Genomic DNA, 26,378 nt, shown 5'->3' on the forward strand with positions numbered 1-26,378 from the left:
TGCGCCGTCCCTCAGCGAAGGACGGCGGCAGGATCACGCAGCGCGACCGATCCGTCACACGAGGCGGCTCTGCTCGATGGCCGCGCCGACGAAGCCCTTGAACAGCGGGTGCGGATCGAAGGGCCGGGACTTCAGCTCCGGGTGGAACTGCACGCCGATGAACCACGGGTGGCCGACATGCTCCACCGTCTCGGGCAGCAGCCCATCGGGTGAGAGGCCGGAGAAGCGCAATCCCTTGGCCTCCAGCCGCTCGCGATAGGCCATGTTGACCTCGTAGCGGTGGCGGTGGCGCTCGGAGATACGCTCCGAGCCGTAGATCTGCGCGATCTTCGATTCGGGATCGAGATGCGCCTCGTAGGCGCCGAGCCGCATGGTGCCGCCGAGGTCGCCCTCTGCCCGGCGGCGCTCCAACTCGTTGCCACGCAGCCACTCGGTCAGCAGGCCGACCACTGGCTCGGCGGTCTCGCCGAACTCGGTGGAATTCGCCTGCGGAATGCCGGCAAGCGAGCGCGCCGCCTCGATGACCGCCATCTGCATGCCGAAGCAGATGCCGAGATAGGGGATCTTCTTCTCGCGAGCGTAGCGGGCTGCGCGGATCTTGCCCTCGGCGCCGCGCTGGCCGAACCCGCCCGGCACGAGGATGCCATTGAGCCCTTCGAGGAACGGGGCCGGGTCCTCGCGCTCGAACACCTCGGCCTCGATCCACTGCAGGTTCACCTTCACCCGGTGGTTGATGCCACCATGGGTCAGGGCCTCGATCAGCGACTTGTAGGCGTCCTTGAGCCCTGTGTACTTGCCGACGATGGCGATGGAGACCTCGCCCTCCGGGTTGCGCACCCGCTCGGCGATGGTCCGCCACCGGGCCAGATCCGGCTCGTCGCCATGCTCCAGGCCGAAATGGCCGAGCACTTCGCGGTCTAGGCCGGCGGTGCGGTAGGAGAGCGGCACCTCGTAGATCGACGCCACGTCCCGCGCCTCGATCACCGCCGTCTCGCGCACGTTGCAGAACAGGGCGAGCTTGCGCCGCTCCTCCACGGGGATCGGCCGGTCGCAGCGGCAGAGCAGGATGTCTGGCTGGATGCCGATGGAGCGCAGCTCCTTCACCGAGTGCTGCGTCGGCTTGGTCTTCAGTTCGCCCGCGCTGGGGATGTAGGGCAGCAGCGTCAGGTGCACGAAGGCCGTGGTGCCGCGCGGCAGTTCCTGGCCGAGCTGGCGGATCGCCTCGAAGAAGGGCAGGCCCTCGATGTCGCCCACCGTGCCGCCGATCTCGACCAGCACGAAGTCGAACGCATCGTTCCCTTCAAGGACGAAGTCCTTGATGGCGTTGGTGACGTGCGGGATCACCTGGATCGTCGCGCCGAGATAGTCGCCGCGCCGCTCCTTGGCGATGATGTCCTGATAGATGCGGCCGGTGGTGATGTTGTCGGCCCGCGAGGCCGGCACGCCGGTGAAGCGCTCATAATGCCCGAGGTCGAGGTCGGTCTCGGCGCCGTCGTCGGTGACGAAGACCTCGCCGTGCTGCGTCGGGCTCATCGTGCCCGGATCGACGTTCAAATAGGGGTCGAGCTTGCGCATCCGCACCCGGTAGCCGCGGGCCTGAAGCACTGCGGCCAATGCCGCCGAGGCGAGCCCCTTACCGAGGGAGGAGACCACGCCGCCGGTGATGAAAACGTACCGCGTCATGGGCCTCGATCCATAAAGAAGGCAGCCGCGTTTGCCAAACGGAGAACCGTCGCAAACCGGCGGTGGCTGGGGATGAAACGCGAAACGGCCGCGGGTTCGGAACCCGCGGGCGTATCCGTGCGAAACTCAGGCGGGACGCGGGCCGTGGACGACCCGCGCAAGACGTCAGCGCGACTGCGGCGCGGTCGGGACACCGGATTCCGGCGCCGGCGAGGCGGGGGCCTGCTCGGGTGCCCGGTCCTGCGCCCGACGCAGCGTGTCGAGGAGGTTGTCCGCGCCCGCCGGGGCTTTGGGGGCCGGAGCGCCGGGCACGGCTGGGGCGCCCGTGTCGAGGATCGACTTCGGCGCCGCCGTCCGGTGCGACATTACGGCGAGGGTCAAGCTGGTGACGAAGAACAGGGCCGCGAGAATCGCGGTGGCCCGCGTCAGGGCGTTGGCTTGGCCCCGGCCGGTCATGAACCCGCCGACGCCGCCCCCGCCGCCCCCGCCGAGGCCAAGGCCGCCCTCGGACCGCTGCAGCAGCACGACGCCGATGAGCGAGAGGACGATAAGAAGGTGGACGACGATCAGGACGGTCTGCATCGGGGATCCGGTTCACTCGCCCGCGCCGACCGGGTGCGGTCTAGGCATGGGCGCGGGGCAGCGTCCGGCGCCGCTCCATCGAGATGCACCGAGCCTTACACCATGCGGGCGCCAGCGCCAACCACGCCCGCGTTTCGGCTTAGTAGCGATCCGGCACGTGCATCTCGGGCGGGATCGGTGCGCGGAGGTAATCGGCGTGCCGCACCCGCGCGGGCAGGTGGACTGGCGGGTGCTCCACCTCGCCGTAGGGGATCTGGCCGAGGAGGTGGCTGATGCAGTTGAGCCGCGCCCGCTTCTTGTCCACCGCCTCGACCACCCACCAGGGCGCCTCGGGGATGTGGGTGCGGGCCAGCATGTCCTCCTTGGCGCGGGTGTAATCCTCCCAGCGCCGCCGCGATTCGACGTCCATCGGCGAGAGCTTCCACTGCTTCAGCGGATCGGTGATCCGCATGGTGAAGCGCAGGGCCTGCTCCTCGTCGGTGATAGAGAACCAGTATTTCAGCAGGACGATGCCGGAGCGCACCAGCATGCGCTCGAACTCCGGCACGGAGCGGAAGAACTCCTCGACGTCGGCTTCGGTGCAGAAGCCCATCACCCGCTCGACGCCGGCCCGGTTGTACCAGGAGCGGTCGAACAGGACGATTTCACCCGCCGCCGGAAGGTGGGCGGCGTAGCGCTGGAAGTACCATTGCGTCCGCTCGCGCTCGTTCGGCGCAGGCAGCGCCGCCACGCGGCAGACGCGCGGGTTCAGCCGTTGGGTGATGCGCTTGATGACGCCGCCCTTGCCGGCCGAATCGCGCCCCTCGAAGATGACGACGACGCGCAGCTTGTGATGCTGGACCCAATCCTGCAGCCGGACCAGTTCGTGCTGAAGGCGCAGGAGTTCGCGGAAGTAGAAGCGCCGGTCGAGCGCCCCGTGGGCTTCGGCGGGGCCGAGGGCGTCGAGGCGGGATTCCTCGAGATCCTGCTCGAGTTCCTCGTCGTAGCTGTCGAGGATCTCCCGGCGGATCATCTCCACCAAGGCGGGATGGGCGGAACTCAGATCCTCGGACATGCGGCGCTTTCGGACGGGACTCTCCCGCCCTCAAGACCAAGTCAGTGTGACACCCATGCGAAGCCCGGGGCGTGGCGCCCCGGATTCGTCTCAGGCGTAGGCCTTGCAGATCCCCAGGAAATCGTCGGCCACGAGGCTCGCGCCGCCGACCAGGGCGCCATCGACATTCTCGACCGAGAGGATTTCGCGGGCGTTGCCGGGCTTCACCGAGCCGCCGTAGAGGATGCGGATCTTGTGCGCTTCCTCGCCGGCCAGCTTGTCGAGCATGTCGCGGAGCGAAGCGTGGACCTCGGCGATGTCCTTCGGCGTGGGCGTGCGCCCGCTGCCGATAGCCCAGACGGGCTCGTAGGCGATCACCGTATCGGCCGATGTCGCGCCCTTGGGAAGGCCGATGGCCAACTGCGCGCGGACGATGTCCAGGGCGCGGCCCTGCTCGCGCTCCTCGATGGTCTCGCCGACACAGATGATGCCGCACAGCCCGGCGCGGCGGGCGCCGAGCGCCTTGGCGTGGACGCCGTCATCGGTCTCGTGGTGGTAGGCGCGCCGCTCGGAATGGCCGACGATCACGTATTTCGCCCCGAGGTCGGCCAGCATCTCGGCCGAGATCGAGCCGGTGAAGGCGCCGCTCTCGCGGGCGTGGAGGTTCTGGCCGCCGATGGCGATGTTGGACCCGTAGGCCGCCGCCACGCAGGACCCGATCAGGGTCGAGGGCGGGCAGATCAACACGTCGATCCGGGAGCACAGATCGGGCGACAGGCCGTCGCGAATCTGTTCCACCACGGCGATCGAGGACCGCGTGCCGTTCATCTTCCAGTTGCCAGCGACCAGGGGCCGCCGCCCGCCCTGCGTCATTCCCCGCCCCACTCCTCACCGCTGCGTGATCCGGCGGCCGTACCAGAGCAAGCTTAGGCGCGCAAACCGCGCCCGAGCCCTTTCCCCACGCAGCGCGCGGGGATGGTGACGCGGGCGAGCCTTTGTTTCACCGCGCGAATGGTCTATCGCGAGCCGCGACGAAGCATTTTCCAGACCGGCGTTTCCAAGACACACCATGCTGCAGGGCATCCGCGCCGCCACCGAGCACTGGCTCGGCAAGATCGTTTTGGCGATCATCTTCTCGCTGCTGATGTTCGGCATCGGCATCTACGGCGTCGAGGATCTGATCCGCGGCGGCGGGACGAGCGCCGTCGCCACGGTGGGCAACACCAAGATCTCGTCCGAGCAGGTCCGGCAGGCCTACCAGAACCAGCTCGAGCGCTATCAGGTGCAGCTGAAGCGCGCCCTCTCTCCGGAGCAGGCGCGGGCGCTCGGCCTCGACCGGCAGGTGATGTCGCAGCTCATCACCGAGGCGGCGCTCGACCAGAAGACCCGCGACCTCGGCCTCGCCGTTCCCGACAGCGCCGTGCTCCGCGCGATCCACGAGGAGAAGTCCTTCCAGACCGCCCAAGGCCAGTTCGACCCGCAGCTGTTCTACCAGACGCTCCAGCGTGCTGGCCTGAACGAGCAGCGCTTCGTGAACGAGCAGCGCTCGGTGATCGCCCGCATCCAGTTGGCCGAGGCGGTGTCCGGTGGGATCAGCGTGCCGACGGCCCTCCGCGAGTCGGTGCATCGCTACACGACCGAGCGGCGGGCGGTGTCCTTCCTGTTCCTTCAGCCCTCCGATGCCGGCCAGATCCCGGCCCCGACCGACGAGGAGTTGAAGACCTGGTACGAGGGCAACAAGGACAAGTTCCGCGCCTCCGAGTACCGCACGGTGAACTTCCTCGTGGTCGATCCCGAGACGGTGGCGCAGTCCGAGCCGGTCTCGGACGAGGACGCGCGCAAGGCCTACGACCTCAACAAGAGCCGCTACGGCAGCCCCGAGAAGCGGACCATCCAGCAGATCGTCTTCCCCGATGCGGCTTCGGCCGAGGCGGCGCGCAAGGAGATCGAGGAGGGCGTCAAGACCTTCGATCAGGTCGCCGAGGCGCGCGGCACCAGCGGCAACGAGCTGACCCTAGGCACGCTCTCCCGCGACGAGTTGTTCGACAAGACCGTGGCCGAGGCCGCGTTCAGCCTGCCCGAGGGCGGCGTGAGCCAGCCGGTGAAGGGCCAGTTCGGCCAGGTGCTGCTGGGCGTCACCAAGATCGAGCCCGGCACGGTGAAGCCGTTCGAGGAGGTCTCGGGCGAGATCCGCAAGACCCTCGCTTTGCAGCGGGCGAAGGACAAGATCGAGGACATCCGCGACGCCATCGAGGATCAGCGCGCCAGCGCCAAGTCGCTCGCCGACATCGCCGCCGAGCGCAAGCTCAACCTCGTGGCGGTGCAGGCGGTGGACGGCCAGGGCAAGGCGCCGGACGGCACCCGCATCGGCACCATCCCCGATGCGGACACGACCCTGCCGGCGGTGTTCCGCGCCGAGATCGGCGGCGACAACGAGCCCCTGCGCACGAAGAGCGGCGGCTACATCTGGTACGACGTCACCAAGATCGAGGGCGCCCACGACAAGCCGTTCGACGAGGTGAAGGACGCGGTGAAGGCTGGCTGGATGCAGGCCGAGACCGCCAAGCGCCTTCAGGCCAAGGGCCGCGAACTGGTCGAGAAGCTCGACAAGGGCGCGAGCATCGAGGACGCGGCCAAGGAAGTCGGCGTGAACCCGCAGGAGACGTCGGACCTCGCGCGCAACCAGCCGAAGGACATGCTCACTGCCGACGTGGTGAACCTGATCTTCGCGACGCCGGTGGGTAAGTCCGGCAGCGCGGCCTCGGGCGATTCGCGCGCCGTCTTCAAGGTGACGTCGGCGACGATGCCGGCCTTCGTGGCCGACAGCCCCAGCGACAAGGCCGTCACGCAGAACTTCCAGTCGGCCATCGCGGACGACGTGCTGTCCCAGTACATCACGGACGTGCAGAAGCACGCTGGCGTGAAGGTCGATCAGGCGGCGCTCCGCAAGGTCTTCGGCGGCGAGTACTGATGTCGGACCTGCCCGAATTCGACGCCTTCCGGGCCGCATACGAGGCCGGGCGTCCGAGCCTGATCGAGATCGCGCTCGTGGCCGATCTCGAAACGCCGGTCGCGGCCTTCATGAAGCTCCGTGCCCGGCATGCCGGGCCCGCCTTCCTGCTCGAATCGGTCGAGGGCGGGGCGGTGCGCGGGCGCTACTCGATGATCGGGCTCGACCCCGATCTGATCTGGCGCTGCCGGGACGGCGTGGCCTCCCTCGCGCGCCAGCCCGATCTCAGCGCGTTCGAACCCGATGAGCGCCATCCCCTCGCGAGCCTGCGCGGGCTGATCGCCGAGAGCGCCATCGGCGCCGACGAGGACCGCGACCTGCCGCCGATGGCGGCGGGGCTGTTTGGCTATCTCGGCTACGACATGGTGCGCGCCATGGAGCGCCTGCCGGTTCCGAACCCGGACCCGCTCGGCGTGCCGGACGCGATCCTGATGCGCCCGCGCCTGATGGTTGTGTTCGACTCGATCCGCGACGTCATCACGGTGGTGACGCCCGTGCGCCCGGCCGAGGGAACCTCCGCCCGCGCCGCCTACGAGGCTGCTCTCGCGCGGATCGACGGCGTCGCGGCCGCGCTTGAAAGCCCGCTGCCCATCGAGGCGCGGATCGATCTCGCGACGGTGGCCGCGCCGGAGCCGGTCTCGAACACCACGCCCGAGGAGTTCGCCGCGATGGTCGCGCGGGCGAAGGAGTACATTGTTGCGGGCGACGTCTTCCAGGTGGTGCTGTCGCAGCGCTTCGAGGCGCCGTTCACCCTGCCAGCCTTCGCGCTTTACCGCTCGCTCCGCCGCACGAACCCGGCGCCGTTCCTGTGCTACCTCGATTTCGACACCTTCCAGATCGTCTGCTCGTCACCGGAGATTCTGGTGCGGGTGCGCGAGGGCGTCGTGACGATCCGGCCCATCGCCGGCACCCGCCGCCGGGGCGCCACCCCGGCCGAGGACCGGGCGCTCGCGGAGGAACTGCTCGCCGATCCCAAGGAGCGGGCCGAGCACCTGATGCTGCTCGATCTCGGCCGCAACGATGCGGGCCGCGTCTCGCGGATCGGCACCGTGCGCGTCACCGATCAGTTCTTCATCGAGCGCTACAGCCAGGTGATGCACATCGTGTCGAACGTCGAGGGCGACCTCGACACGCGGCACGATCCCCTGGACGCCCTCACCGCCGGCTTTCCGGCGGGCACCGTCTCCGGCGCGCCGAAGGTGCGGGCCATGGAGATCATCGACGAGTTGGAGAAGCAGAAGCGCGGGCCCTATGCCGGCTGCATCGGCTATTTCGGCGCGGGCGGCGAGATGGACACCTGCATCGTGCTCCGCACCGCCGTGGTGAAGGACGGGCGGATGCATGTCCAGGCGGGAGCGGGCATCGTCTACGATTCCGATCCGGCGTCCGAGCAGCAGGAATGCGTCAACAAGGCGAAGGCGTTGTTCCGCGCGGCGGAAGAGGCGGTGCGCTTCGCGGCGCAGGCGCGGCGGGGGCAATAGCGCGCCATTGACCCGCCCGCCCCGACGCGCCACACCGCGCCAGGGTTCGGATCCGCGCCATGTCCAAAGTCCTCGTCATCGACAATTACGACAGCTTCACCTTCAACCTCGTCCATCTGATCGGCCCGCTCTGCGACTCGATCGAGGTGGCGCGGAACGATGCGCTGTCGGTGGCCGACATCCGCGAGAAGGCGCCGGACGCCGTAGTGCTCTCGCCGGGCCCGTGCAGCCCGAACGAGGCCGGCATCTGCCTCGACGTGGTGCGCGACCTCGCGGGCGAGATCCCGATCTTCGGCGTCTGCCTGGGGTTGCAGGCCATCGGGCAGGCCTTCGGCGGGGATGTGGTGCGCGCGCCGATCCCGCTCCACGGCAAGGTCTCGACCATCCGCCACGGAGCGAGCGGCCTGTTCCGGGGCATCAACGACAGTTTCGAGGCGACGCGCTACCACTCGCTGGTGGTGGACCGGGCGACCTGCCCCTCGGCGCTCGCCGTGACCGCCGAGGCGGATGGGCTCATCATGGGCCTGCAGCACGAAGCGCTTCCGGTGCATGGGGTGCAGTTCCACCCGGAGAGCATCCGCTCGCAGCACGGCGCGGAGATCGTGAAGAACTTCCTCGATCTCGCCAGGGCCTGGAACGCGCAGCGTGACAGGCTCGCCGCCGACGTGCATTGACGCCGCCAGCCCCGCTTCCTGCGACGATTCCGATGGACAGCTTCAGACCGCTCCTCGCTAAGGTCGCCGGGGGCCAGACCCTTGAGCGCGCCGAAGCGCGCGCGGCCTTCGATCTGCTCCTGTCCGGCGAGGTGACGCCCGTCCAATCCGCCGCCTTCCTCACGGCGCTGAAGATGCGCGGCGAGGACGTGGAGGAGATCGTCGGCGCCGCCGAGGCGATGCGGGCGCGGATGATGCGCGTGACGGCGCCGGCTGGCGCGGTCGATGTCGTGGGAACGGGCGGCGACCATTCGGGCAGCGTCAACGTCTCGACGCTCGCCGCCATCCTCGTCGCCGCCTGCGGCGTACCGGTGGCCAAGCACGGCAACCGCGCCGCGACCTCGCGCTCCGGCGCGGCCGACGTGCTCGCGGCGCTCGGCGTGGCCCTGGGGCTCGATCCGGCGGGGCAGGAGCGCTGCCTCGCGGAAGCCGGCCTGTGCTTCCTGTTCGCCCAGACCCATCACGGCGCAATGCGCCACGTCGCGGCGGTGCGGGCCGAGTTGCCGGTGCGGACGATCTTCAACCTGCTCGGGCCCCTGTGCAATCCGGCGGGCGTCACCCGCCAGCTCTTCGGCGTCGCGGACGGCGCCCGCGCCGAGCCCCTGACCCGGGTGCTGGCCGAACTCGGCAGCGAGCGGGTCTGGACTGTTCACGGGTCGGACGGGCTCGATGAGATCACCGTCACGGGGCCGACCGGCGTCGTCGCCCTGGAGGACGGCCGGATCACGCGGTTCAGCATCGATCCGCGCGATGTTGGCCTGACCCTGCGCGCTCCGGAGGAGCTGCGCGGCGGCGATCCGGCGCACAACGCCAAGGCCCTCGGAGCGGTGCTCGCGGGCGAACGAAACGCCTACCGCGATATCGCGGTTGTCAATGCGGGCGCGGCCCTCGTCGTCGCGGGCAGCGCCTGGACCCTGGCGGACGGGGTCGCCCGGGCGCAGGATGCCATCGATACCGGCGCGGGCCGTGCCACCCTCGCGCGTCTGGTGCGCGTGTCGCAAGAATGCTCGAAGGGGCAGGAGAGCCGATGACCTCGCTGACGCAAGAGGCCGCGCCCGACCCCGCCGCCGAGGCGCCCGAGCGACCGAACGTGCTCGCGCGGATCGAGGCGTACAAGCGCCGCGAGATCGCCGAGGCGAAGCTGCGCGTGCCGCTGGCGAAGCTGGAGAAGAAGGTCGCGCAGGCCGATCCGCCGCGCGGTTTCGCGGCGGCGATCCGTGCCCACCGGGCGGAGGGGCGCACCGCCCTCATCGCCGAGGTGAAGAAGGCCTCGCCCTCAAAGGGGCTGATCCGCGCCGATTTCGATCCGGCCACCCTCGCGGCGGCCTACGAGAAGGGTGGGGCCACCTGCCTCTCGGTGCTCACCGACGAGCCGTCCTTCCAGGGCAAGCCCGATTACCTCATCGCCGCGCGGGCCGCCTGCCGCCTGCCGGTGCTGCGTAAGGACTTCATGTTCGAGCCCTATCAGGTCTACGAGGCGCGGGCCTGGGGGGCCGACTGCATCCTCGTCATCATGGCTTGCCTCGATGATGACGAGGCCGCCGCCCTGGTCGAGACTGCGCACGACCTGAAGATGGACGTGCTGGCCGAGGTCCACGACGAGGCCGAACTGGCCCGCGCCCTGCCGCTCGGCACCGCCCTGGTCGGCATCAACAACCGTAACCTGAAGACCTTCGAGGTCTCCTTCGACAACGCCTTGCGGTTGAAGCCTGGCATCCCGGACGACCGCATCGCCGTGGCCGAGAGCGGCATCGGCAGCCATGCCGACGTGGAAACGTTGGCCGCGCACGGCCTCGATACGGTGCTGGTGGGCGAGAGCCTGATGCGCCAGGGCGACGTCACCAAGGCGACCCGCGCGCTGTTGTTTGGGGACACGGGCAAGAAGTCCAAGGCATGAGCGAAGGCCTCACCCATCTCGACGCGTCGGGCGCGGCCAACATGGTCGACGTCACCGACAAGGCCGCCACCACCCGGACCGCCCGCGCGGAGGGGTGCGTGGTGATGCTGCCGGACACCCTGGCGCTGATCCGCGAGGGCGACGCCAAGAAGGGCGATGTGATCGGCACCGCCCGGCTCGCCGGGATCATGGCGGCCAAGCGCACGCACGAACTCATTCCGCTCTGCCACCCGCTGCTCCTCTCGAAGGTGCGGGTGGAGTGTGAGGAGGATGCAAGCCTCCCCGGCCTGCGTCTAACCGCCGAGGTGCGGGTGCAGGGGCCGACCGGCGTCGAGATGGAGGCGCTGACCGCCGTCTCGGTCGCCTGCCTCACGGTCTACGACATGGTGAAGGCGGTGGATCGTGGCATGCGCATCGAGGGCATCCGCCTCCTCGCCAAGGATGGCGGGCGCTCCGGCGCCTACAGGGCAGACGCAGCAGAGTGAGGCCGACGCCGATGAGCGGCTTGATCCCCGTCGCCGAGGCTTTGTCCCGCATCCTCGCGAGCGTCGCCCGGCCCGTCGATACCGAGAGCGTGCCCCTCGCCCGCGCCGCCGGCCGGGTGCTCGCGGCGCCGGTCGCCTCGACCCGCACGCAGCCGCCGTTCCCGGCCTCCGCCATGGACGGCTACGCCGTGCGGGCCGCCGATGCCGGAGCGGTCGGCGCGCGCCTGACGCTCGCCGGCACCAGCGCCGCCGGGCACGGCTTCTCAGGTACGCTCCAACCCGGCGAGGCGGTGCGGATCTTCACCGGCGCTCCGGTGCCGGAGGGCGCCGACGCCATCCTGATCCAGGAGGATGCCGACGCCGAGGGCGACACCGTCCACGTCCGCGAGGCGGTTGAGCAGGGCCGGTTCATCCGCCGGGAAGGGCTCGATTTCGCGGCGGGGCAGGTGCTCCTCGCTGAAGGCATGACCCTCGACGCGCGCCGCCTCGCCCTGGCGGCGGCGGCGGGGCATCCGCGCCTCGACGTGCGGCGGCGCCCGCGGGTGGCGATCCTCGCCACGGGGGACGAGTTGGTTGAGCCCGGCGCGACGCCGGCCTGGGACCAGATCGTCGCCTCGAACAGCCTCGCGCTGGCCGCCCTCGCCGAGGAGGCCGGCGCCGAGGCCATCGACCTCGGCATCGCCGCCGACGATCACGCGGCGCTCGAAGCCGCTTTCCGCCGGGCGCGCGAGACGAAGGCCGACCTTCTCATCACCCTCGGCGGCGCCTCCGTGGGCGATCACGATCTCGTCCAGGCGGCGCTCGCCCGTGAAGGGCTCGAACTCGGCTTCTGGCGGGTCGCCCTTAGGCCGGGCAAGCCGCTGATGCATGGCCGGCTTGGGGACATGCTGGTGATCGGCCTGCCGGGGAATCCCGTCTCGTCCATCGTCTGCGGGCTGCTGTTCGTTGTGCCGGCAATCCGGGCGATGCTGGGCGATCCGCTGGCGGGGGCCGACCGCACCGAGCCGGCAACGCTCGGCCGCGACCTGCCGGCCAATGACGGACGGGCCGATTACATGCGCGCCAGCCTCACAGTGGAAGCGGGGCAACTGCCTGTCGCCACCCCCGAGAACCGGCAGGATTCATCCATGCTCGCCGTGCTCGGCCGCTCGGAGGCGTTGCTCGTCCGCGCGCCGCATGCCCCGCCCGCCAAGGCCGGCGAGCCGTGCCGGATCATCCGCCTCGACCGGCGGCTCGTCTAGGGCGCCACCCGCCAGATTTTCAGTGGTCCCTGCGAGGGCTCGGGGCGCAGCCAAGCCGCGCTTGCCTCGCCGCGCGTGAGGCGCGTGGCGAAGGCGGTCTCGGCCTGGAGGTCGTCCGCCGGCCGCGTTGGGCAGGTGATGAGGTAGGTCGCACCCTGCGAGGCCGTCGCCCTGCGCAGGTCCGCCTGGATGCCGCCGAGCCCTTCGAGGGAGGCGGCGATCTGCGGCACCGCCCGGTGATAGGGCGCGGCCACAATCGCATGGGGCGTGTTCAGCAAGATCGCCGGCCCCATGAAGACGGGAGCCAGCACGGTGCCCTGCGGTAGGATCGCAAGGTCCCGCAGGGCCGTATCGGTGAGGCAGATCCTGGCGCCTTCGGGGTCCTTGGCAGTGCGCGTCCAAGGCAGCAGCGTCTCGCCGAGGACGGCGGGCGCGATCCAGACGGTGCTGACGAGGCCGGCGGCCGTCACCGCCGAGAGCTTCTTCCAGCGGATGCCGGGCGAGCCGAGCGCCCGGTCGATGAATCCACCCGCCACGAGGGGCACGAGGCCGCTGGCGACATAAAGGCCCCGGACCTCCATCAGCCCCATGATTAGCCCCGGCCACAGCAGCATCGCGGTGACCGCCCATTCCCGCCCGCGCCGCGAGAGGCAGGTGGCGGCGAGCGTCGCGAGGATCAGCACGGGGTAGAAGACCAGCCCCTCCCACTGGCCCCGGGCGATGAACGTCGCCGCGCTGGTCATCTCGTTGACCTTCAGCAGCCAGTGATCGCGCACCACGGCCGTCATGCCGGTGAAGGGCCCTGCGAGGCAGACGGGAAACAGAGCCGCGAAGCCGGCGACCACAACGAGGCCGAGCCCGGCCACGGCGGCGAACCGCGTGGCGGGACGGGCCAGCACCCGGTCGAGCCCGGCGCAGGCCAGGGTCAGCGCGAGCCCGCCTGCCGCGAGCATCAGCCACGGCGGCGAGAGGGCATCGCAGGCGGTGACGCTCCACCGGGCCGGATCGGTCTGCACGCCGAACAGGATCGGCGCCGCCAGGCCGAGCCCGAGGCCGAACCCGACGAGCGCGGCCAGCGCCGTCCGCCCGCGCAAGCACCAATCTCCACAGAGGAACAGCGCCCCCACCGCCACGTAGGGCAGCCCTTCGAGCCCCACCGCCATCGAGGCGGCGGCGAGTATCCCCGCGACGAGCCCCGCTCGGCCGCCACCCCGCATCAGCGCCAGCGCCATGCCGAGGATGATGGTGAGTTGCAGCCCGTGGTGATCGACCCGCCCGGCGGCGAATTGCACGGTGACGCCGACGGTCTGCGTCGCGACCACGAGGGCGATCAGCCCCGCCCTGTGGCCGAAGGTGGCCCCGGTCCCGCGCATCAGCACGACGGCGTAGAGGCCGAACAGCGCGATCGGCCAGAAGGCAGCGGCGAGGCCGACCGCCATCCCCTGGCCGGTGAGGGGGGTGAGAAGCAGGATCAGCCCGGCGAGCGGCGCATCCACGAGCCGCGACCAGTGGCTGACGATCCCAGCCGGCGGCCCGAAGCGGTGCTGGACGAGATCGAACCAGCCCTGTCCGTTTACGAGGTCGCGCACCTCCACGAGGCGCATCGCGTCGTCGGGATCGGGCACGCGCAGATGGTAGATGACCATGCCGATATCGGCCGGCGCGATCATCGTGGCGAAGCCGAAGGCGGCCAACAGCCAGAGCAGGACCGCCGGGTTGATGCGCCGCGCGGGCAGTTCGGCCGGCGAGGCTCGGTCCGGCATCGTCGTCTCGTCTCCCCGCCCGGAGGGGGCGCCGGGCCGCGCCTCAGGATGAAGCATTGTTGGGTTAACCAATCGTCAGCCGTTGCTTCCTAGGGTTGTGCCCGCGTGGAGCCGAACCTGATGTTCACACCGACATTGCAGCGACGGGAGATCGCGATCCTCGTCGGCGGCGCGTTCATTTCGGCGCTGTCGTGGCTCGCGATGATCCCGTGGAACATCCACGGCTGGATGATCGGCGCGCCGCTCGGCCGGGACTTCGTGAATTTCTGGATGGCGCCGCGCCTCGTGCTCGCGGGGCAGGGTGCCCTGCTGGTCGATCAGCCCGCCTACAGCGCGGCGATCAAGACGGCGTTCCAGATGACGCGCGATCCGCTGCTCATCTTCGTCTACCCGCCGCATTCGCTGCTGCTGTTCGCGCCCTTCGCAGCCCTGCCGTTCCTGCCGGCCGTGCTGCTCTGGACGGCCGCGAACCTTGCGGCTCTCGCGCTGACGACGCGCCTCCTCCTGCGCGGATCGCCCGTGTGGGGTCCGATCCTCGTGGTCTGCCTGTCGCCGCCCGCCGTGGCGATGATGATGTACGGGCATTTCGGCGGGCTGCTGGCGCTCGCCACCACCGTCGCGCTCATCGAGGCGGGGCGGCGGCCCTGGCTCGCGGGGCTCTGCCTCGCGGTGCTATCGATGAAGCCGCAATTCGCCTGCGCCATCGGGCTGATCCTGCTGCTGTCGGGGCATTGGCGCTGCCTCGCGGTCGGCGCCTTGGCGACCTTGGCCCTCGTCGCCGCCTCCGTAGGCATGTTCGGGATCGAGGTCTGGCAGCGCTTCGTCACCATCACGATGCCGGTGCAGAGCGCATTCATCACCCAGTTCGACGCGAAGATGATCGAGACCTCGGTCACGGCCTATTTCGCTGCGCGCTATTCCGGCCTGCCGGCCGGCGCCGCCTGGATTCTCCAGGGTGTCGTCAGCGCGGCCTGCCTCGCCTTCGCCGTCGCGGCGATGCGGAGGGACGTGCGGGAGCCCGGGGCGCTCGCCGTCATCATCCTCGGCGCCCTGGTGATGCAGCCCTACGTCTCGCATTACGATCTCGCCATCGCGGCGCCCGCCCTGGCGCTGCTGGTCCTCGGCCGGGCGCCCGGCGCGGCGCCGATGACCGTCGCGGCGTGGCTGCTGCTGCCGATGGCGCGCATCCTCATCGTCTTCGATCTGCCGATCCTCGGCGTACTGGTGCCGGGCGCCCTGTTCGCCCAGGCCATGCGCTTGTTCAGGCCGCAGGAACTCGCGCTTCCCCGTAACCGCGCCCTCGATGTGGCGGCCTGACGTTCCGATCCCTTCCAGCCGGCGAGCTTCACAATGGCACGCGTTCTCGTCACGGGCGGTTCCGGTTTCCTGGGCTCGCTCCTCGTCCGCCGCCTCCTCGACGAGGGCCATCTGGTCACGAGCGTGGACCTCCTGCCCGCCACCATCGCGGCGCCGGGCTTCACCGCGATCGTCGGCGATATCCGCGACCGGGCGCTCCTGGACCGACATCTGCCCGGCCACGAGGCAGTGTTTCACTGCGCCGCGCTGCTGGCCCATGGCACCATCAAGCCGCGCGAACTCTGGGCGAGCAATGTCGAGGGCACGCGAACCCTCGCCCAGGCGACGGCCTCGGCCGGGATCCGCAGCCTCGTCTACATCTCCAGCAACTGCCTCTGGGCACGGGGCTTCGACCGTCCCGTGCGCGAGGACGACGCGCCCGCGCCCTGCGAGATCTACGGCGCGAGCAAGCTGGAAGGCGAGCGCATCCTGGCCGCCCATGCAGGCGATTTCGCCACGACGGTGATCCGCTCGCCTACGATCATCGACGAGGGGCGGCTGGGGCTGCTCGCCATCCTGTTCGACTTCATCCGCGAGGGCCGCCGGGTGTGGCTCGTGGGGGAGGGGAGCAACCGCTACCAGTTCATCTACGCCAAGGACCTGATCGCGGCGATGCTGCTGGCGTGGCGCCAGACCGCCTCCGGCGTGTTCGGCATCGGCGCCGACGATGTCGGGTCCATGCGCGAGACCTTCGAGCACGTCATCGCCCATGCCGGTACCGGCGCCCGCACCGCGCATCTGCCGCTGAAGCCGACGCTGCTCGCCATGCGCGCCGCGCACGCGCTGCGCATCTCGCCGCTCGGCCCCTACCATTACCGCATGATCGCGGAGAGCTTCGTATTCGACACCGGCCGGATCAAAGCGGATCTCGGCTGGCGACCGACGCTGACCAACGGCGACATGCTGCTCGCCGCCTACCGCTACTACGTCGCCAACCGGGCCGAGATCGCCGCCCGCCGGGACGTCTCGGCTCACCGCCAAGCGGCGAACATGGGTGTGATCCGTGTTCTGAAATGGGTTTCGTAGAGGCAGCAAAGTCTTAACCGTCCCCCGACATTAATCGGGCGGACGCGCGCTGACATGTATCGATCCGGGCCGGAGCGACTGATGAGTCATCACACCGAGACGCTGGTGATCGGCGCGGGGCCGGCGGGTCTGACGGCCTCCTATCTGCTGTCGAAGCACGGCCACGCGGTGACGGTGCTGGAAAGCGACCCCGCGCAGGTCGGCGGCATCTCGCGCACCGTCTCGCATAACGGCTACCTGTTCGACATCGGCGGCCACCGCTTCTTCTCTAAGTCGAAAGCGGTGGTGGATTTGTGGGACGAGATCCTCCCCAACGATTTCATCGAGCGCCCGCGCCTGTCGCGGATCTATTACAACGGCAAGTACTACGCTTACCCGCTGAAGGCCTTCGAGGCGCTGAAGAATCTCGGCCTCGCAACGAGCGCAGCCTGCGTCGCCTCCTACCTCTACGCCCGCGCGCGGCCGGTGCAGGAGCCGAAGAACTTCCACGAATGGGTCCGCAACCAGTTCGGCGAGCGCCTGTTCTCGATCTTCTTCAAGACCTACACCGAGAAGGTGTGGGGCATGTCATGCGATGCGATCTCGGCCGATTGGGCGGCGCAGCGCATCAAGGGGCTCGATCTCGGCGCGGCGATCCTCGACGGGGTGAAGCGCTCCCTCGGCCTGCGCAAGCGCCAAAAAGCCGGCGGCCCCGTCATCAAGACGCTGATCGAATCGTTCCGCTATCCCCGCCGGGGGCCCGGCATGATGTGGGAGGCCGCCGCCGCCAAGACTCGGGCGCAGGGCGGCAAGGTGCTCCTCGACCGCCGGGTCGATTCACTGTCCTTCGACATGGGAACCGGCCTGTGGACCGTGTCCGCCAAGCGCGGCGACGGCAGCCGCGAGACCTTCACCGCCAAGCACGTCATCTCGTCGGCGCCGGTCCGCGACCTCGTGAACGCCATTCGCCCGCGCCCGCTGAGCACGTTCAACGCCAGGGCGCTCGCCTATCGCGACTTCCTCACGGTGGCGCTCATCGCCAAGTCCGACAGGAACTTCCCCGACAACTGGATCTACATCCACGACCCGTCCGTAAAGGTCGGCCGCGTGCAGAACTTCCGCTCGTGGTCGCCGGAGATGATCCCGGACGAGGCCCATACCTGCCTCGGCCTCGAATATTTCTGCTTCGAGGGCGACGGGCTCTGGACCTCCTCGGACGAGGATCTCGTCGCGCTGGCCAAGGCCGAGATCGGCCGCATCGGCCTGATCGACCCGGCCGACGTGGTCGATGCCTGCGTGGTGCGCCAGCCCAAGGCCTACCCGGTCTACGACGAGGATTATTCAGCCCACGTCGCCACCGTGCGCCGGGAATTGCAGCGGGATTACCCGACCCTGCACCTCGTCGGCCGCAACGGCATGCACAAGTACAACAACCAGGACCACGCCATGATGACGGCGATGCTGACCGTGGAGAACATCCGCGCCGGCACCCGCCTGCACGATGTCTGGCGGGTCAACGAGGACGCCGAATACACGGAAGCGGGGATTTCCGGGGCGCAGGACGCCCTCGGCAGCGAGCGTCTGGTGCCGCGCAAGGTGGCCTGACGCGCCAGCGACATAACCGCCGAAACCGAACCTGTCCGAAGTTTCACGCGACAGGTTCCTCCCCTGCCGCTATCTCGCCACGTCCCGCGGCCATGTCCGCGGGTCCCGTCCGTCCGCGGCCGGGGGGACGTGAAGGGAGATGGGTGTGGCGGCGATCAGGACCGGACTCGGTATCCAGGCCGTGGTGACCGCGCTGTGTGCGCTGGTCCTGCTGGCGTTCCCCGGCGTTCCCAGCCCCCCGCTCTACGTCTCGTTGGCGGGCTTCGCGATGGCCGCGATCCTCGTCGCGTCGAACACCATCTCGGCCTATCTCAAGGTCTTCGTCTCGGTCTACGGCGTCGGCTATCTGCTGCTCGCGGGATCGCGGGCGCTGGCCGAGGCGGGGGTGCTGCCCCCCTTCCTCGCCGCCCTGCTGCCGCCGGCCTTCGCGGCGACCGGCGCCGTGGTCTTCGCCGGCATCGTGCTCGGTATCTCGTACCTTGAGCCGATCCGCGCCATCACGATGATCGCCGATCCGTATTTCGCGAACCGCGACACGCCGACCAAGGAAATCCGCCTGTTCAGCTGGTTCGGCAGCACCGAGGGGCGCATCGGGCGCAACCTCGTCGCCCTGTCGATCTTCGTGAACTTCGCCGACGTCGCGCTGACCCTGCGGTTCAACTTCTTCTACCGCGACATGTACAACTCCCTGCAGGAGTACAACGCAGACGCCTTCTGGCATCAGCTGCTGTGGATCTTCGTGCCGCTGGCGGCGCTGAACATCGCCATCGGGATGTTCGACCTGTTCGTGGATTCCTCCCTGCTGATCCGCTGGCGGACATGGCTGACGCATAGCCTCACCGGCCGTTGGCTGGGGGAGGGCACCCATTACCGCATCCCCTTCACCGATGAGGAAGCGGACAACCCCGACCAGCGCATCCAGTCGGACGTCGATGCCTTCATCCGGCAGACGGCGAGCCTGTCGATCCGCCTGCTGAGCCAGGCGGCGCAGCTCGTGTCCTTCATCGTCATCCTCTGGACGATCTCGAAGGACTTCGTGCTGCCCTTCACCGATACGGTCGTGCCGGGCTTCCTCGTGTGGCTCGTCATCGCCTACGCCGTGGTCGGCACGTGGCTGACGCACCTCATCGGCCGCCCGCTCATCGGGCTGAACTTCCGCCAGGAGCGGGTCGAGGCCGACTTTCGCTTCTCGCTGGCCCGCAACCGCATCTACTCGGAGCAGATCGCCCTGCTGCGCGGTGAGAAGGCCGAGGCCAGCCGCCTCTCCTCGCTGTTCCACATGGTGGTGGCCAACTACACCGGCATCATCTTCCGCCGGATCAAGTTGATCGCCTTCACCTTCAGCTACCGGCAGGCGAGCGTCATCTTCCCCTACCTGATCGCGGCGCCGTCCTTCTTCGCCAAGAAGATCACGCTGGGAGCCCTCCAGCAGACCGGCAACGCCTTCGGCCAGGTGCAGACCTCGCTGTCCTTCTTCGTGGACGCCTACACCACGCTGGCGGCCTACAAGGCCAACACGATCCGTCTCGGCTCCTTCCGCCGGGCGATGACCAAGGCCGAGGCCATGGCGATGACAGGCGGCGGGCTCATGCAGGGCAACGCCACCTCCGGCGGCGTCACCGCCACGGGTCTCGCACTCGCCCTGCCGGATGGGCGCGAGATTGTCGCCGCCGACACGCTCTCGCTGCCGAAAGGTGTGGCGACCCTCGTCACCGGCCCCTCGGGCTCGGGCAAGTCGACGCTGTTCCGCGCCATCGCCGGCATCTGGCCGTTCGGCCGGGGCCGCATCGACGTGCCCGCCGGGCATTCGGCCCTGCTCCTGCCGCAGCGGCCCTACATCCCGCTGGGAACGCTCCGCGACGCGGTGGTCTATCCGAACGAACGGTCGCGGTTTTCGGATGGCGAGATCCGGCAGGCGCTCACCGATGCGCAATTGCCGGGCCTGATCGACAAGCTCGATGAGGACGACGTGTGGGAGCGGCGGCTCTCCGGCGGCGAGCAGCAGCGGCTCGCCATCGCCCGGGCGCTGCTCGCCAAGCCGGCGTGGCTGTTCCTCGACGAATCGACCGCCTCGCTGGACGAGCCCTCGGAGGCGAAGATCTACCAAATGCTGCGCGAGCGGCTGCCGGAGACGACTATCGTCTCCATCGGACACCGCTCGACGCTGGAAGCCCTACACGACCGCAAGGTGGTGCTGGAAAAGGAGGGCACGCATTTCGTGCCCCGCGAGTCCATGCAGGCGATGCCGGCGGAGTAATCCGCCCTCAGGCGGCCTTCCGCAAGCCGGAGGCCGCCCGCGCCGCCGCCTCGATGGTGGCGGGATCCGGCGCGCCGGGCTTCACCACCCAACTCCCGCCGACGCAGAGCACGGACGGGAGGGCGAGCCAGTCCGGGGCGGTGGCCTCGGTGATGCCGCCGGTGGGGCAGAAGCGCACCTGCCCGAACACGGCCGATTGCGCCTTCAGCGCCTTGATGCCGCCCGCCGCCTCGGCCGGGAAGAACTTGAACCGGTCGAGCCCCTGGTCGAGCCCGCGCATGATGTCGGCCGCAGTGGCGACCCCCGGCAGGTAGGGCACGCCGTTCGCCTTGGCGGCCTCCGTCAGCGGCGCCGTGAGCCCTGGCGAGACGATGAACTCGGCGCCTGCCTTCATGGCGGCGTCGAGATCGCGCGGGTTCAGCACCGTTCCCGCGCCGACCACCGCGCCCTCCACCGTCGCCATCTCGCGGATCACGTCGAGGGCGGCAGGGGTGCGCAGGGTGACTTCGAGGGCGGTGAGCCCGCCCTTCACCAGCGCCTCGGCGATGGGACGGGCGTGGGCGACGTCATCGATCACCAGAACCGGGATGACCGGCACGGAGCGCATCAGCGTGTCGATGCTGGCGAGGTCGTTCATGGTGCGAATCCCTCTCAGAGGCCGGCGGCGGCGAGCATGGCCGAGGCGCCCTGCTCGGCCCCGTCCGCGCCGATGCGCATGAAGGCGAACAACTCCCGGCCCGTGCCGGCCTGCGGCTTCGGCGTCGGGGCGAGGTCGCGGGCTGCGAGGTCGGCCTCGTCCACCAGCACCTCCAAGCGGCCCTCGGGAGCCGAGAGGCGCACCATGTCGCCGTCGCGCAGGCGGGCGATGGCCCCGCCGGCCAGGGCTTCGGGGGTCAGGTGGATCGCGGCGGGCACCTTGCCCGACGCACCGGACATGCGCCCGTCCGTCACCAGCGCGACCTTGAAGCCGCGATCCTGCAACACGCCGAGCGGCGGGGTGAGCTTGTGCAGTTCCGGCATCCCGTTGGCGCGCGGACCCTGGAAGCGCACGACCACCACCACGTCCCGCTCCAACTCGCCGGCCTTGAACGCCTTCAGCACCTCGTCCTGATCGTCGAACACCCGCGCCGGAGCCTCGATGACGTGGCGCTTCTCATCGACGGCGCTGGTCTTGAAGGTCGCGCGGCCGAGATTGCCCTTCACCAGGCGCATTCCGCCGTCCGGCTGGAACGGACAATCCGGTCGCCGGATCATCGTGTCGTCCAGGCTCTCCGGTACGGCGTCCTCGAACACCAATTCCTCGCCCGACAGCTTCGGATCTCGGGCATGGTCGCGCAGGCGCGCGCCGGAGACGGTGAGGATGTCGTCGTGCAGCATCCCGGCATCGAGCAGGGCGGACATCACGAAGCTGATCCCGCCCGCCGCGTGGAAGTGGTTTACGTCGCCCGCGCCGTTCGGATAGACGCGGCAGATCAGCGGCACCACCGCCGAGAGGCGGTCGATGTCCTCCCAGTCGATGACGATGCCCGCCGCGCGGGCGATGGCCGGCAGGTGGATCGCGTGGTTGGTCGAGCCGCCCGTGGCGAGCAGCCCCACGGTGGCGTTCACGATGGCCTTTTCGTCCACGCACTTGCCGAGCGGCCGGTAATCGTTGCCGTTCGCGCCAATCTCGGTGAGCCGGTGGATCGCCGCACGGGTCACGGCCTGCCGCAGCTTCGTGCCGGGGTTGATGAACGAGGCGCCCGGCATGTGCAGGCCCATCATGTCCATCATCATCTGGTTGGAGTTGGCCGTGCCGTAGAACGTGCAGGTGCCGGCCCCGTGATAGGAGGCGGATTCGGATTCGAGCAGTTCCTCGCGGCCGACCTTGCCCTCGGCGTAGAGCTGGCGGATCCGCACCTTCTCCTTGTTGGCGAGGCCCGAGGGCATCGGCCCGGCCGGGATCAGGATCGTCGGCAGGTGGCCGAAGCGCAGCGCGCCGATCAGCAGGCCGGGCACGATCTTGTCGCAGATGCCGAGCAGCGCCGCGCCGTCGAACATGCCGTGGCTGAGCGCCACCGCCGCCGAGAGAGCGATGGTGTCCCGCGAGAACAGCGACAATTCCATGCCGCGCTGCCCTTGGGTGACGCCGTCGCACATGGCTGGCGTCCCGCCCGCCACCTGCGCCGTGGCCCCGCGCTCGCGGGCGAAGACCTTGATCTGGTCCGGGTAGCGTCCGTACGGCTGATGGGCCGAGAGCATGTCGTTGTAGGCGGTGACGATGCCGATGTTCATCGACCGCCCGGCCCGGATCGCCGCCTTGTCCTCCCCCGACGCCGCGAAGCCGTGGGCGAGGTTTCCGCAGGCGAGCGTCGGCCGGTGGATACCGGATTCGCGCTCCCGCTCGATCAAGTCGAGATAGGCGCGGCGGCTGTCCCGCGAGCGCTCGACGATGCGCGCGGTGACGGCCGCGACTTCCGGATGAAGGTCGCTCATGGGTGTTTCTCCTGCGGCATGCAGGTGAGACTTTACTCCAAAAATTGCCAGGGGATCACGACCGCATCGCCACCCGCCCCGCGTGACGCGCATGCCGGGCGGGGGCGGTAGGGGTCAGTATTCCCAGAAGATGCGCTGAAGTTCCTTCGTATCGCTCGTCTTGGTGAGCGCCACGGCGGCGAGAAGCTTGGCTTTCTGCGGGTTGAGATCGTGGGAGACGACCCAACCGTACTTGTCGTCGGGCTGCTCGGCGTTGCGCACCACGAACCCGTCCGGCACCCGCGCCGAGCGGATTATGATCGTGCCCTTGGCACTGATGTCCTTAAGCTTGTCCACGAGGTAGTCGGCCACCGAGCCGTTGCCGGTGCCCGCATGGATGATCGCCTTGGCCCCCGCCTGGACCTCGGTGTCGTAGACGGCCGGGATCATGTTGCCGGAACCGTAGACGATGCCCACCAGCGGCAGGCTGTCGATCTGGTCGATGTCGAACTCGGAGCTCGTGTTGTGGCGCTTGGCCAGCGTCCGGTAGAAGTAGGTCTTGCCCTCGACCACCATGCCCAGCGGGCCCCACTGGCTGAAGAACGCGTTCGGGACCACGTTCGTCCGCTTGGTTACGTCACGACCGCTCTGGATGTAGTCGCCCATCGTCACCGTGACGCCCTTGCCGATCGCTTCCTTGCTGCCGGCCACCGTCACCGCGTCGAGGAGGTTCAGGGCGCCGTCCGCCGAGAGGGAGGTGGAGGGGCGCATCGAGCCGACCACGACGATGGGCTTGTCGCTCTTCACCACGAGGTCGAGGAAGAACGCGGTCTCCTCCAGCGTGTCGGTGCCGTGGGTGATGACCACGCCGTCCACGTCGTCCTGCTTCAGCAGCGTCGAGACGCGCTTGGCGAGCTGGATCAGCTTCTCGTCGGTGAAGCTCTCGGAGCCGATCTGGAAGGCCTGCTCGCCGCGCACGTTGGCGACGGTGGAGATCTGCGGCACGGCGGCGATCAGCTTGTCCACCGGTACCTTGGCCGCCACGTAGCTTGCGCTGTTGGTGGCGTCGGCGCCCGCTCCGGCGATGGTGCCGCCCGTGGCGATGATGACCACGTTGGGCTTGCGCGCTTCGGTCGTTGCCTGAGATTCCGGCATCTCCTTCGCCCCGAGCGGTGCGGCCGGGAGGCCGAAGGCCAGGGCCAGCGGCAGGGCCGCCGACAGGAGGAAGCGACGACGAAGCTGCATGTAGAATCTCCCGCGACGAGCTTTCGCAGTGCGGTGATCGTAGCCGTAGCCTCGACCCTGGCAAGCCGCCGGGCCGGTTTTGGATCGCTATTCAAGCTTAGGCGTTATTCTTTCTCGGACAGAGAATGGAGGTTGCCATGCCTGATCTTTCCGATCTGATGGCCGAGCTTCAGGGCAGCGAGATCGCCCGCGAGGCGATGGCGCATCTGGAAGCGGCCCTCGCCCACCGGAGCGACGCCGAGCGCGGCGCCTTCTGGCGGGCGGTGGACCTCTACTACTTCTCGCGCAAGGCGCCCCCCGAGCCGGTGATCGCGGCCGAGGAGGCGGCGGTTCCGCTGTCGGCCTAGAACACCGAGATCAGGACGATGCCGGCCACCATCACGGCGGCGCCGACGAGGCGCGCCGGGCCGGCCTTCACCTGCTTCATCCCGAGCCAGCCGAAATGGTCGAGGGCGACGGAGGTGAGCAGGTTGGCGGTGATGAGCAGGCCGTTGAACGCGCCGGCACCGACTTTGTCCACGAAAAGCAGGCCGGCGAACACGGCCACCGCCCCGGTGATGCCGGCGAGCGGCATGTACCAGCGCACGCCCGCGAGATCCTCGCGCTTCGGCAGCGGGGTCGGGCGCAGCAGGAAGATGAAGGCGAAGACGAACACCACCGGAATGAACGATACCGTGGCGGCGAGCCAGGGGTTCACGATGGCGCCGCGTAGCTGCGCGTTCCACACCACGCCGACGGCCATGAGCATGCCGGCCACGATGATGAACGGGTAGAGCAGCTTGCCGGCGGTGCTGGTGTGCTCGTTCCCGTCCTTCTTGCCGCCCGAGCGGGCGATGAAGACGACGCCGACGGCCATGAGCAGACCGCCGAGCCAGGGCAGCGGCTTGAAGCCGGCAGCCTGCAGCCCGAACAGGCCGAACGCATCCATCGCGAGCGAGGTGATGATGTTGGCGGTGAGCGTCAGGCCGTTGAACGGCCCGGCGCCGACCTTGTCGATGAAGGCGAGGCCGCCGAACACCGCCACCGCCCCGGCGACGCCGCCGAGCGGCGCGTACCACGGCATCTTGGACAGGGTGTCCAGGCTCGGCATCGGCGTCGGCATCGTAAAGAACAGCGTCGCGAAGACGAAGACGATCGGCAGGAAGGACACCGTGGCGGCGAGCCACGGATTGACCACCTTGCCGCGCAGCTGCGCGTTCATGGAGTTGCCGAGGGCCTGAAGGCACCCAGCGATGATGATGAAGGGATAGAGAAGGGTCGCAGTCACGCCGCGTGGTCTCCGGTCTTCGACAGGGTCAGAGGTAGAGAAGCGCGGCCAGCGCCAGGATGAGGGCCGGCGGCATCACCAGCACCCCGAGCTTGAGGAAGCGGCCGGCGGACACGTCCTGGCCCTCGCGGCGGATCGCCGTGAGCCAGAGGATCGTGGCCAGCGACCCGGTGACAGAGAGGTTCGGGCCGACATCGACGCCGATGAGGATGGCGCCCGCCACCTTCTGGGAAACTTGCGCCGTCTGCACCGCCGCGCCCGCGAGCAGGCCGGCGGGCAGGTTGTTCACGAGGTTCGAACCGAAGGCCACGGCCGCGCCCCCCGCCCAGGCCGTCGCCGTCGGATCGGCGGAGGCGTAGGATTTCAGGGTGTCGGCCAGCATCTTGAGGACGCCGGTCTTCTCCAGGGCCTCCACCAGCACGAACAGTCCCGCCACCAGCGGCAGCACGCTCCACGACACGTCCTTGGCGACCTCCACGACGCCGCCGCGCTTGATCGCGAGCACGACGATGGCGGTGGCGAGGCCGGCGATGAAGGTCGGAAGACCGAGTTCGATGCCGGCCGCCGAGGCGCCGATGAGCGCGGCGCCGGTGAGGACGATGCCGAGGCCGGCGACCTTGCCGCCGGTCTCCAGCGGTTTCGTCTCGACGTCGGCCTCAATGTCCTGCTTGAGGGACGAATTCTGGGTAACGCGCAGGACGAGGTAGGTCGTCACGATGGCGAGCAGGGAGGGCAGGGCGAACAGGCGCAGCCACGTCCCGAGCGGGGGCATGTTCTGCGCGAACACGACGAGGTTGGCCGGGTTCGAGATCGGCAGCACGAAGCTCGCCGCGTTGGCGATGAAGGCGCAGATGAACAGATAGGGCAGGGGGTCCTTCACCTTCGCCGTCTTGGTCGCGGCGTAGACGGCGGGCGTCAGCACCACGGCGCAGGCGTCGTTGGAGAGGAACACCGTCACCACCGTGCCGACGATGTAGACCAGCAGGAACAGCCGGGTGGCCGAGCCCTTGGCGGCGCGCACCGCGTGGCTCGCGAGCCAGTCGAACAGACCCTCCTTCCGGGCGATCTCGGCGAGCAGCATCATGCCGATGAGGAAGAGGTAGACGTCCGTCCCCTTGGCGATGCCGTCGATGGCGACCTGCCAGGGCAGCAGGCCGAGCACCACGAGCAGCACGGCGCCGAGCACCGCCCAGATCGCCTCGGGCCAGGAGAAGGGGCGCAGGATCACGCCCAGCGTCGCCAGGGCGGCGATGCCCCAGGTCGCGAGGTTCGGTGTCAGCGTCAGGGCACCCATCGCGGTG

Annotated in this window: 22 protein-coding genes; 12 read left to right on the top strand and 10 right to left on the bottom strand. The window is 69.3% G+C overall.

Translation table 11 applies throughout. From position 1 onward, the window contains the following. Nucleotides 1–54: 54 nt before the first annotated feature. From MKK52_RS15610 to tpiA, 4 genes are all read right to left on the bottom strand, one after another. Nucleotides 55–1,683: a CTP synthase gene (locus tag MKK52_RS15610; RefSeq protein WP_243955342.1), complete on the bottom strand. Its 1,629-nt coding sequence runs from the start codon at nucleotides 1,681–1,683 to the stop codon at nucleotides 55–57. A 165-nt stretch (nucleotides 1,684–1,848) separates the two neighbouring features. Further along, a complete protein-coding gene (gene secG / locus MKK52_RS15615; RefSeq protein ID WP_243955344.1) occupies nucleotides 1,849–2,265 on the bottom strand; it encodes a preprotein translocase subunit SecG in 417 nt (138 codons plus the stop codon). A 139-nt stretch (nucleotides 2,266–2,404) separates the two neighbouring features. After that, nucleotides 2,405–3,319: a polyphosphate kinase 2 gene (gene ppk2 / locus MKK52_RS15620; RefSeq protein ID WP_243955346.1), complete on the bottom strand. Its 915-nt coding sequence runs from the start codon at nucleotides 3,317–3,319 to the stop codon at nucleotides 2,405–2,407. A 90-nt stretch (nucleotides 3,320–3,409) separates the two neighbouring features. Further along, nucleotides 3,410–4,171 carry a triose-phosphate isomerase gene (tpiA, locus tag MKK52_RS15625; RefSeq protein ID WP_243955348.1) on the bottom strand — a complete coding sequence of 254 codons (762 nt, stop codon included), beginning with the start codon at nucleotides 4,169–4,171 and terminating at the stop codon, nucleotides 3,410–3,412. A gap of 196 nt (nucleotides 4,172–4,367) precedes the next feature. Here tpiA and MKK52_RS15630 point away from each other — a divergent pair, with 196 nt between their 5' ends. The 7 genes from MKK52_RS15630 to glp are packed head-to-tail and all read left to right on the top strand — an operon-like array spanning nucleotide 4,368 to nucleotide 12,125. Next, nucleotides 4,368–6,269: a peptidyl-prolyl cis-trans isomerase gene (locus MKK52_RS15630; protein ID WP_243955350.1), complete on the top strand. Its 1,902-nt coding sequence runs from the start codon at nucleotides 4,368–4,370 to the stop codon at nucleotides 6,267–6,269. After that, nucleotides 6,269–7,789 carry an anthranilate synthase component I gene (trpE, locus tag MKK52_RS15635; RefSeq protein ID WP_243955353.1) on the top strand — a complete coding sequence of 507 codons (1,521 nt, stop codon included), beginning with the start codon at nucleotides 6,269–6,271 and terminating at the stop codon, nucleotides 7,787–7,789. Before MKK52_RS15630 ends, trpE begins: the two co-directional genes overlap by 1 nt. Before the next feature lie 59 nt (nucleotides 7,790–7,848). Beyond that, nucleotides 7,849–8,463, top strand: coding sequence for an anthranilate synthase component II (locus tag MKK52_RS15640; protein WP_243955355.1), 615 nt, complete (start codon nucleotides 7,849–7,851; stop codon nucleotides 8,461–8,463). Nucleotides 8,464–8,495: 32 nt separating this feature from the next. After that, nucleotides 8,496–9,533 (top strand): anthranilate phosphoribosyltransferase, encoded by a 1,038-nt coding sequence (trpD, locus tag MKK52_RS15645; RefSeq protein WP_243955357.1) that lies wholly within the window; start codon nucleotides 8,496–8,498, stop codon nucleotides 9,531–9,533. Continuing rightward, nucleotides 9,530–10,399: an indole-3-glycerol phosphate synthase TrpC gene (gene trpC, locus MKK52_RS15650; RefSeq protein WP_243955359.1), complete on the top strand. Its 870-nt coding sequence runs from the start codon at nucleotides 9,530–9,532 to the stop codon at nucleotides 10,397–10,399. Before trpD ends, trpC begins: the two co-directional genes overlap by 4 nt. Then, nucleotides 10,396–10,884 (top strand): cyclic pyranopterin monophosphate synthase MoaC, encoded by a 489-nt coding sequence (moaC, locus tag MKK52_RS15655; RefSeq protein ID WP_243955362.1) that lies wholly within the window; start codon nucleotides 10,396–10,398, stop codon nucleotides 10,882–10,884. Before trpC ends, moaC begins: the two co-directional genes overlap by 4 nt. An 11-nt stretch (nucleotides 10,885–10,895) precedes the next feature. Further along, nucleotides 10,896–12,125, top strand: a complete 1,230-nt coding sequence (glp, locus tag MKK52_RS15660; RefSeq protein WP_243955364.1) for a gephyrin-like molybdotransferase Glp — start codon at nucleotides 10,896–10,898, stop codon at nucleotides 12,123–12,125. On the opposite strand, the gene MKK52_RS15665 is transcribed toward glp, so the two are convergent. After that, nucleotides 12,122–13,888, bottom strand: a complete 1,767-nt coding sequence (locus tag MKK52_RS15665; protein ID WP_243955366.1) for a hypothetical protein — start codon at nucleotides 13,886–13,888, stop codon at nucleotides 12,122–12,124. The two genes, glp and MKK52_RS15665, sit on opposite strands and share 4 nt — an antisense overlap. A gap of 120 nt (nucleotides 13,889–14,008) precedes the next feature. On the opposite strand from MKK52_RS15665, the gene MKK52_RS15670 reads away from it, so the two are divergent. From MKK52_RS15670 to MKK52_RS15685, 4 genes are all read left to right on the top strand, one after another. Beyond that, nucleotides 14,009–15,205 (top strand): glycosyltransferase family 87 protein, encoded by a 1,197-nt coding sequence (locus tag MKK52_RS15670; RefSeq protein ID WP_243955367.1) that lies wholly within the window; start codon nucleotides 14,009–14,011, stop codon nucleotides 15,203–15,205. A 33-nt stretch (nucleotides 15,206–15,238) separates the two neighbouring features. After that, nucleotides 15,239–16,270, top strand: coding sequence for an NAD-dependent epimerase/dehydratase family protein (locus MKK52_RS15675; RefSeq protein WP_243955369.1), 1,032 nt, complete (start codon nucleotides 15,239–15,241; stop codon nucleotides 16,268–16,270). 81 nt (nucleotides 16,271–16,351) lie between these two features. After that, nucleotides 16,352–17,854 (top strand): NAD(P)/FAD-dependent oxidoreductase, encoded by a 1,503-nt coding sequence (locus MKK52_RS15680; RefSeq protein ID WP_243955371.1) that lies wholly within the window; start codon nucleotides 16,352–16,354, stop codon nucleotides 17,852–17,854. Between the two features lie 145 nt (nucleotides 17,855–17,999). After that, nucleotides 18,000–20,111: an ABC transporter ATP-binding protein/permease gene (locus MKK52_RS15685; protein WP_243955373.1), complete on the top strand. Its 2,112-nt coding sequence runs from the start codon at nucleotides 18,000–18,002 to the stop codon at nucleotides 20,109–20,111. 7 nt (nucleotides 20,112–20,118) lie between these two features. Here the strand turns inward: MKK52_RS15685 and eda are convergent, their stop codons facing one another. The 3 genes from eda to MKK52_RS15700 all read right to left on the bottom strand — a co-directional run bounded on the left by eda (nucleotide 20,119) and on the right by MKK52_RS15700 (nucleotide 23,810). Further along, entirely contained in the window at nucleotides 20,119–20,748 is a 630-nt protein-coding gene (gene eda, locus MKK52_RS15690) for a bifunctional 4-hydroxy-2-oxoglutarate aldolase/2-dehydro-3-deoxy-phosphogluconate aldolase (protein WP_243955375.1), read from the bottom strand. A gap of 14 nt (nucleotides 20,749–20,762) precedes the next feature. After that, nucleotides 20,763–22,586 carry a phosphogluconate dehydratase gene (gene edd, locus MKK52_RS15695; protein ID WP_243955377.1) on the bottom strand — a complete coding sequence of 608 codons (1,824 nt, stop codon included), beginning with the start codon at nucleotides 22,584–22,586 and terminating at the stop codon, nucleotides 20,763–20,765. Nucleotides 22,587–22,700: 114 nt separating this feature from the next. Further along, nucleotides 22,701–23,810 carry an asparaginase gene (locus MKK52_RS15700; protein WP_243955379.1) on the bottom strand — a complete coding sequence of 370 codons (1,110 nt, stop codon included), beginning with the start codon at nucleotides 23,808–23,810 and terminating at the stop codon, nucleotides 22,701–22,703. Nucleotides 23,811–23,947: 137 nt separating this feature from the next. On the opposite strand from MKK52_RS15700, the gene MKK52_RS15705 reads away from it, so the two are divergent. Then, nucleotides 23,948–24,157, top strand: a complete 210-nt coding sequence (locus MKK52_RS15705; protein ID WP_243955381.1) for a hypothetical protein — start codon at nucleotides 23,948–23,950, stop codon at nucleotides 24,155–24,157. Here MKK52_RS15705 and MKK52_RS15710 read toward each other — a convergent pair. Both MKK52_RS15710 and MKK52_RS15715 read right to left on the bottom strand, forming a co-directional pair. Further along, nucleotides 24,154–25,077 carry a DMT family transporter gene (locus MKK52_RS15710; RefSeq protein WP_243955383.1) on the bottom strand — a complete coding sequence of 308 codons (924 nt, stop codon included), beginning with the start codon at nucleotides 25,075–25,077 and terminating at the stop codon, nucleotides 24,154–24,156. The genes MKK52_RS15705 and MKK52_RS15710 overlap by 4 nt on opposite strands. A 28-nt stretch (nucleotides 25,078–25,105) precedes the next feature. Then, entirely contained in the window at nucleotides 25,106–26,371 is a 1,266-nt protein-coding gene (locus MKK52_RS15715) for an arsenic transporter (RefSeq protein ID WP_243955385.1), read from the bottom strand. Nucleotides 26,372–26,378: the final 7 nt, after the last annotated feature.

It is taken from the genome of Methylobacterium sp. J-067, assembly GCF_022829465.1.
GTDB classification, from domain to species: domain Bacteria; phylum Pseudomonadota; class Alphaproteobacteria; order Rhizobiales; family Beijerinckiaceae; genus Methylobacterium; species Methylobacterium litchii.

Coding starts and splice junctions, on each gene's coding strand:
- MKK52_RS15610 (WP_243955342.1), bottom strand. CDS start 1,683: ATGACGCGGTACGTTTTCATCACCGGCGGCGTGGTCTCCTCCCTCGGT.
- secG (WP_243955344.1), bottom strand. CDS start 2,265: ATGCAGACCGTCCTGATCGTCGTCCACCTTCTTATCGTCCTCTCGCTC.
- ppk2 (WP_243955346.1), bottom strand. CDS start 3,319: ATGTCCGAGGATCTGAGTTCCGCCCATCCCGCCTTGGTGGAGATGATC.
- tpiA (WP_243955348.1), bottom strand. CDS start 4,171: ATGACGCAGGGCGGGCGGCGGCCCCTGGTCGCTGGCAACTGGAAGATG.
- MKK52_RS15630 (WP_243955350.1), top strand. CDS start 4,368: ATGCTGCAGGGCATCCGCGCCGCCACCGAGCACTGGCTCGGCAAGATC.
- trpE (WP_243955353.1), top strand. CDS start 6,269: ATGTCGGACCTGCCCGAATTCGACGCCTTCCGGGCCGCATACGAGGCC.
- MKK52_RS15640 (WP_243955355.1), top strand. CDS start 7,849: ATGTCCAAAGTCCTCGTCATCGACAATTACGACAGCTTCACCTTCAAC.
- trpD (WP_243955357.1), top strand. CDS start 8,496: ATGGACAGCTTCAGACCGCTCCTCGCTAAGGTCGCCGGGGGCCAGACC.
- trpC (WP_243955359.1), top strand. CDS start 9,530: ATGACCTCGCTGACGCAAGAGGCCGCGCCCGACCCCGCCGCCGAGGCG.
- moaC (WP_243955362.1), top strand. CDS start 10,396: ATGAGCGAAGGCCTCACCCATCTCGACGCGTCGGGCGCGGCCAACATG.
- glp (WP_243955364.1), top strand. CDS start 10,896: ATGAGCGGCTTGATCCCCGTCGCCGAGGCTTTGTCCCGCATCCTCGCG.
- MKK52_RS15665 (WP_243955366.1), bottom strand. CDS start 13,888: ATGCCGGACCGAGCCTCGCCGGCCGAACTGCCCGCGCGGCGCATCAAC.
- MKK52_RS15670 (WP_243955367.1), top strand. CDS start 14,009: ATGTTCACACCGACATTGCAGCGACGGGAGATCGCGATCCTCGTCGGC.
- MKK52_RS15675 (WP_243955369.1), top strand. CDS start 15,239: ATGGCACGCGTTCTCGTCACGGGCGGTTCCGGTTTCCTGGGCTCGCTC.
- MKK52_RS15680 (WP_243955371.1), top strand. CDS start 16,352: ATGAGTCATCACACCGAGACGCTGGTGATCGGCGCGGGGCCGGCGGGT.
- eda (WP_243955375.1), bottom strand. CDS start 20,748: ATGAACGACCTCGCCAGCATCGACACGCTGATGCGCTCCGTGCCGGTC.
- edd (WP_243955377.1), bottom strand. CDS start 22,586: ATGAGCGACCTTCATCCGGAAGTCGCGGCCGTCACCGCGCGCATCGTC.
- MKK52_RS15700 (WP_243955379.1), bottom strand. CDS start 23,810: ATGCAGCTTCGTCGTCGCTTCCTCCTGTCGGCGGCCCTGCCGCTGGCC.
- MKK52_RS15705 (WP_243955381.1), top strand. CDS start 23,948: ATGCCTGATCTTTCCGATCTGATGGCCGAGCTTCAGGGCAGCGAGATC.
- MKK52_RS15715 (WP_243955385.1), bottom strand. CDS start 26,371: ATGGGTGCCCTGACGCTGACACCGAACCTCGCGACCTGGGGCATCGCC.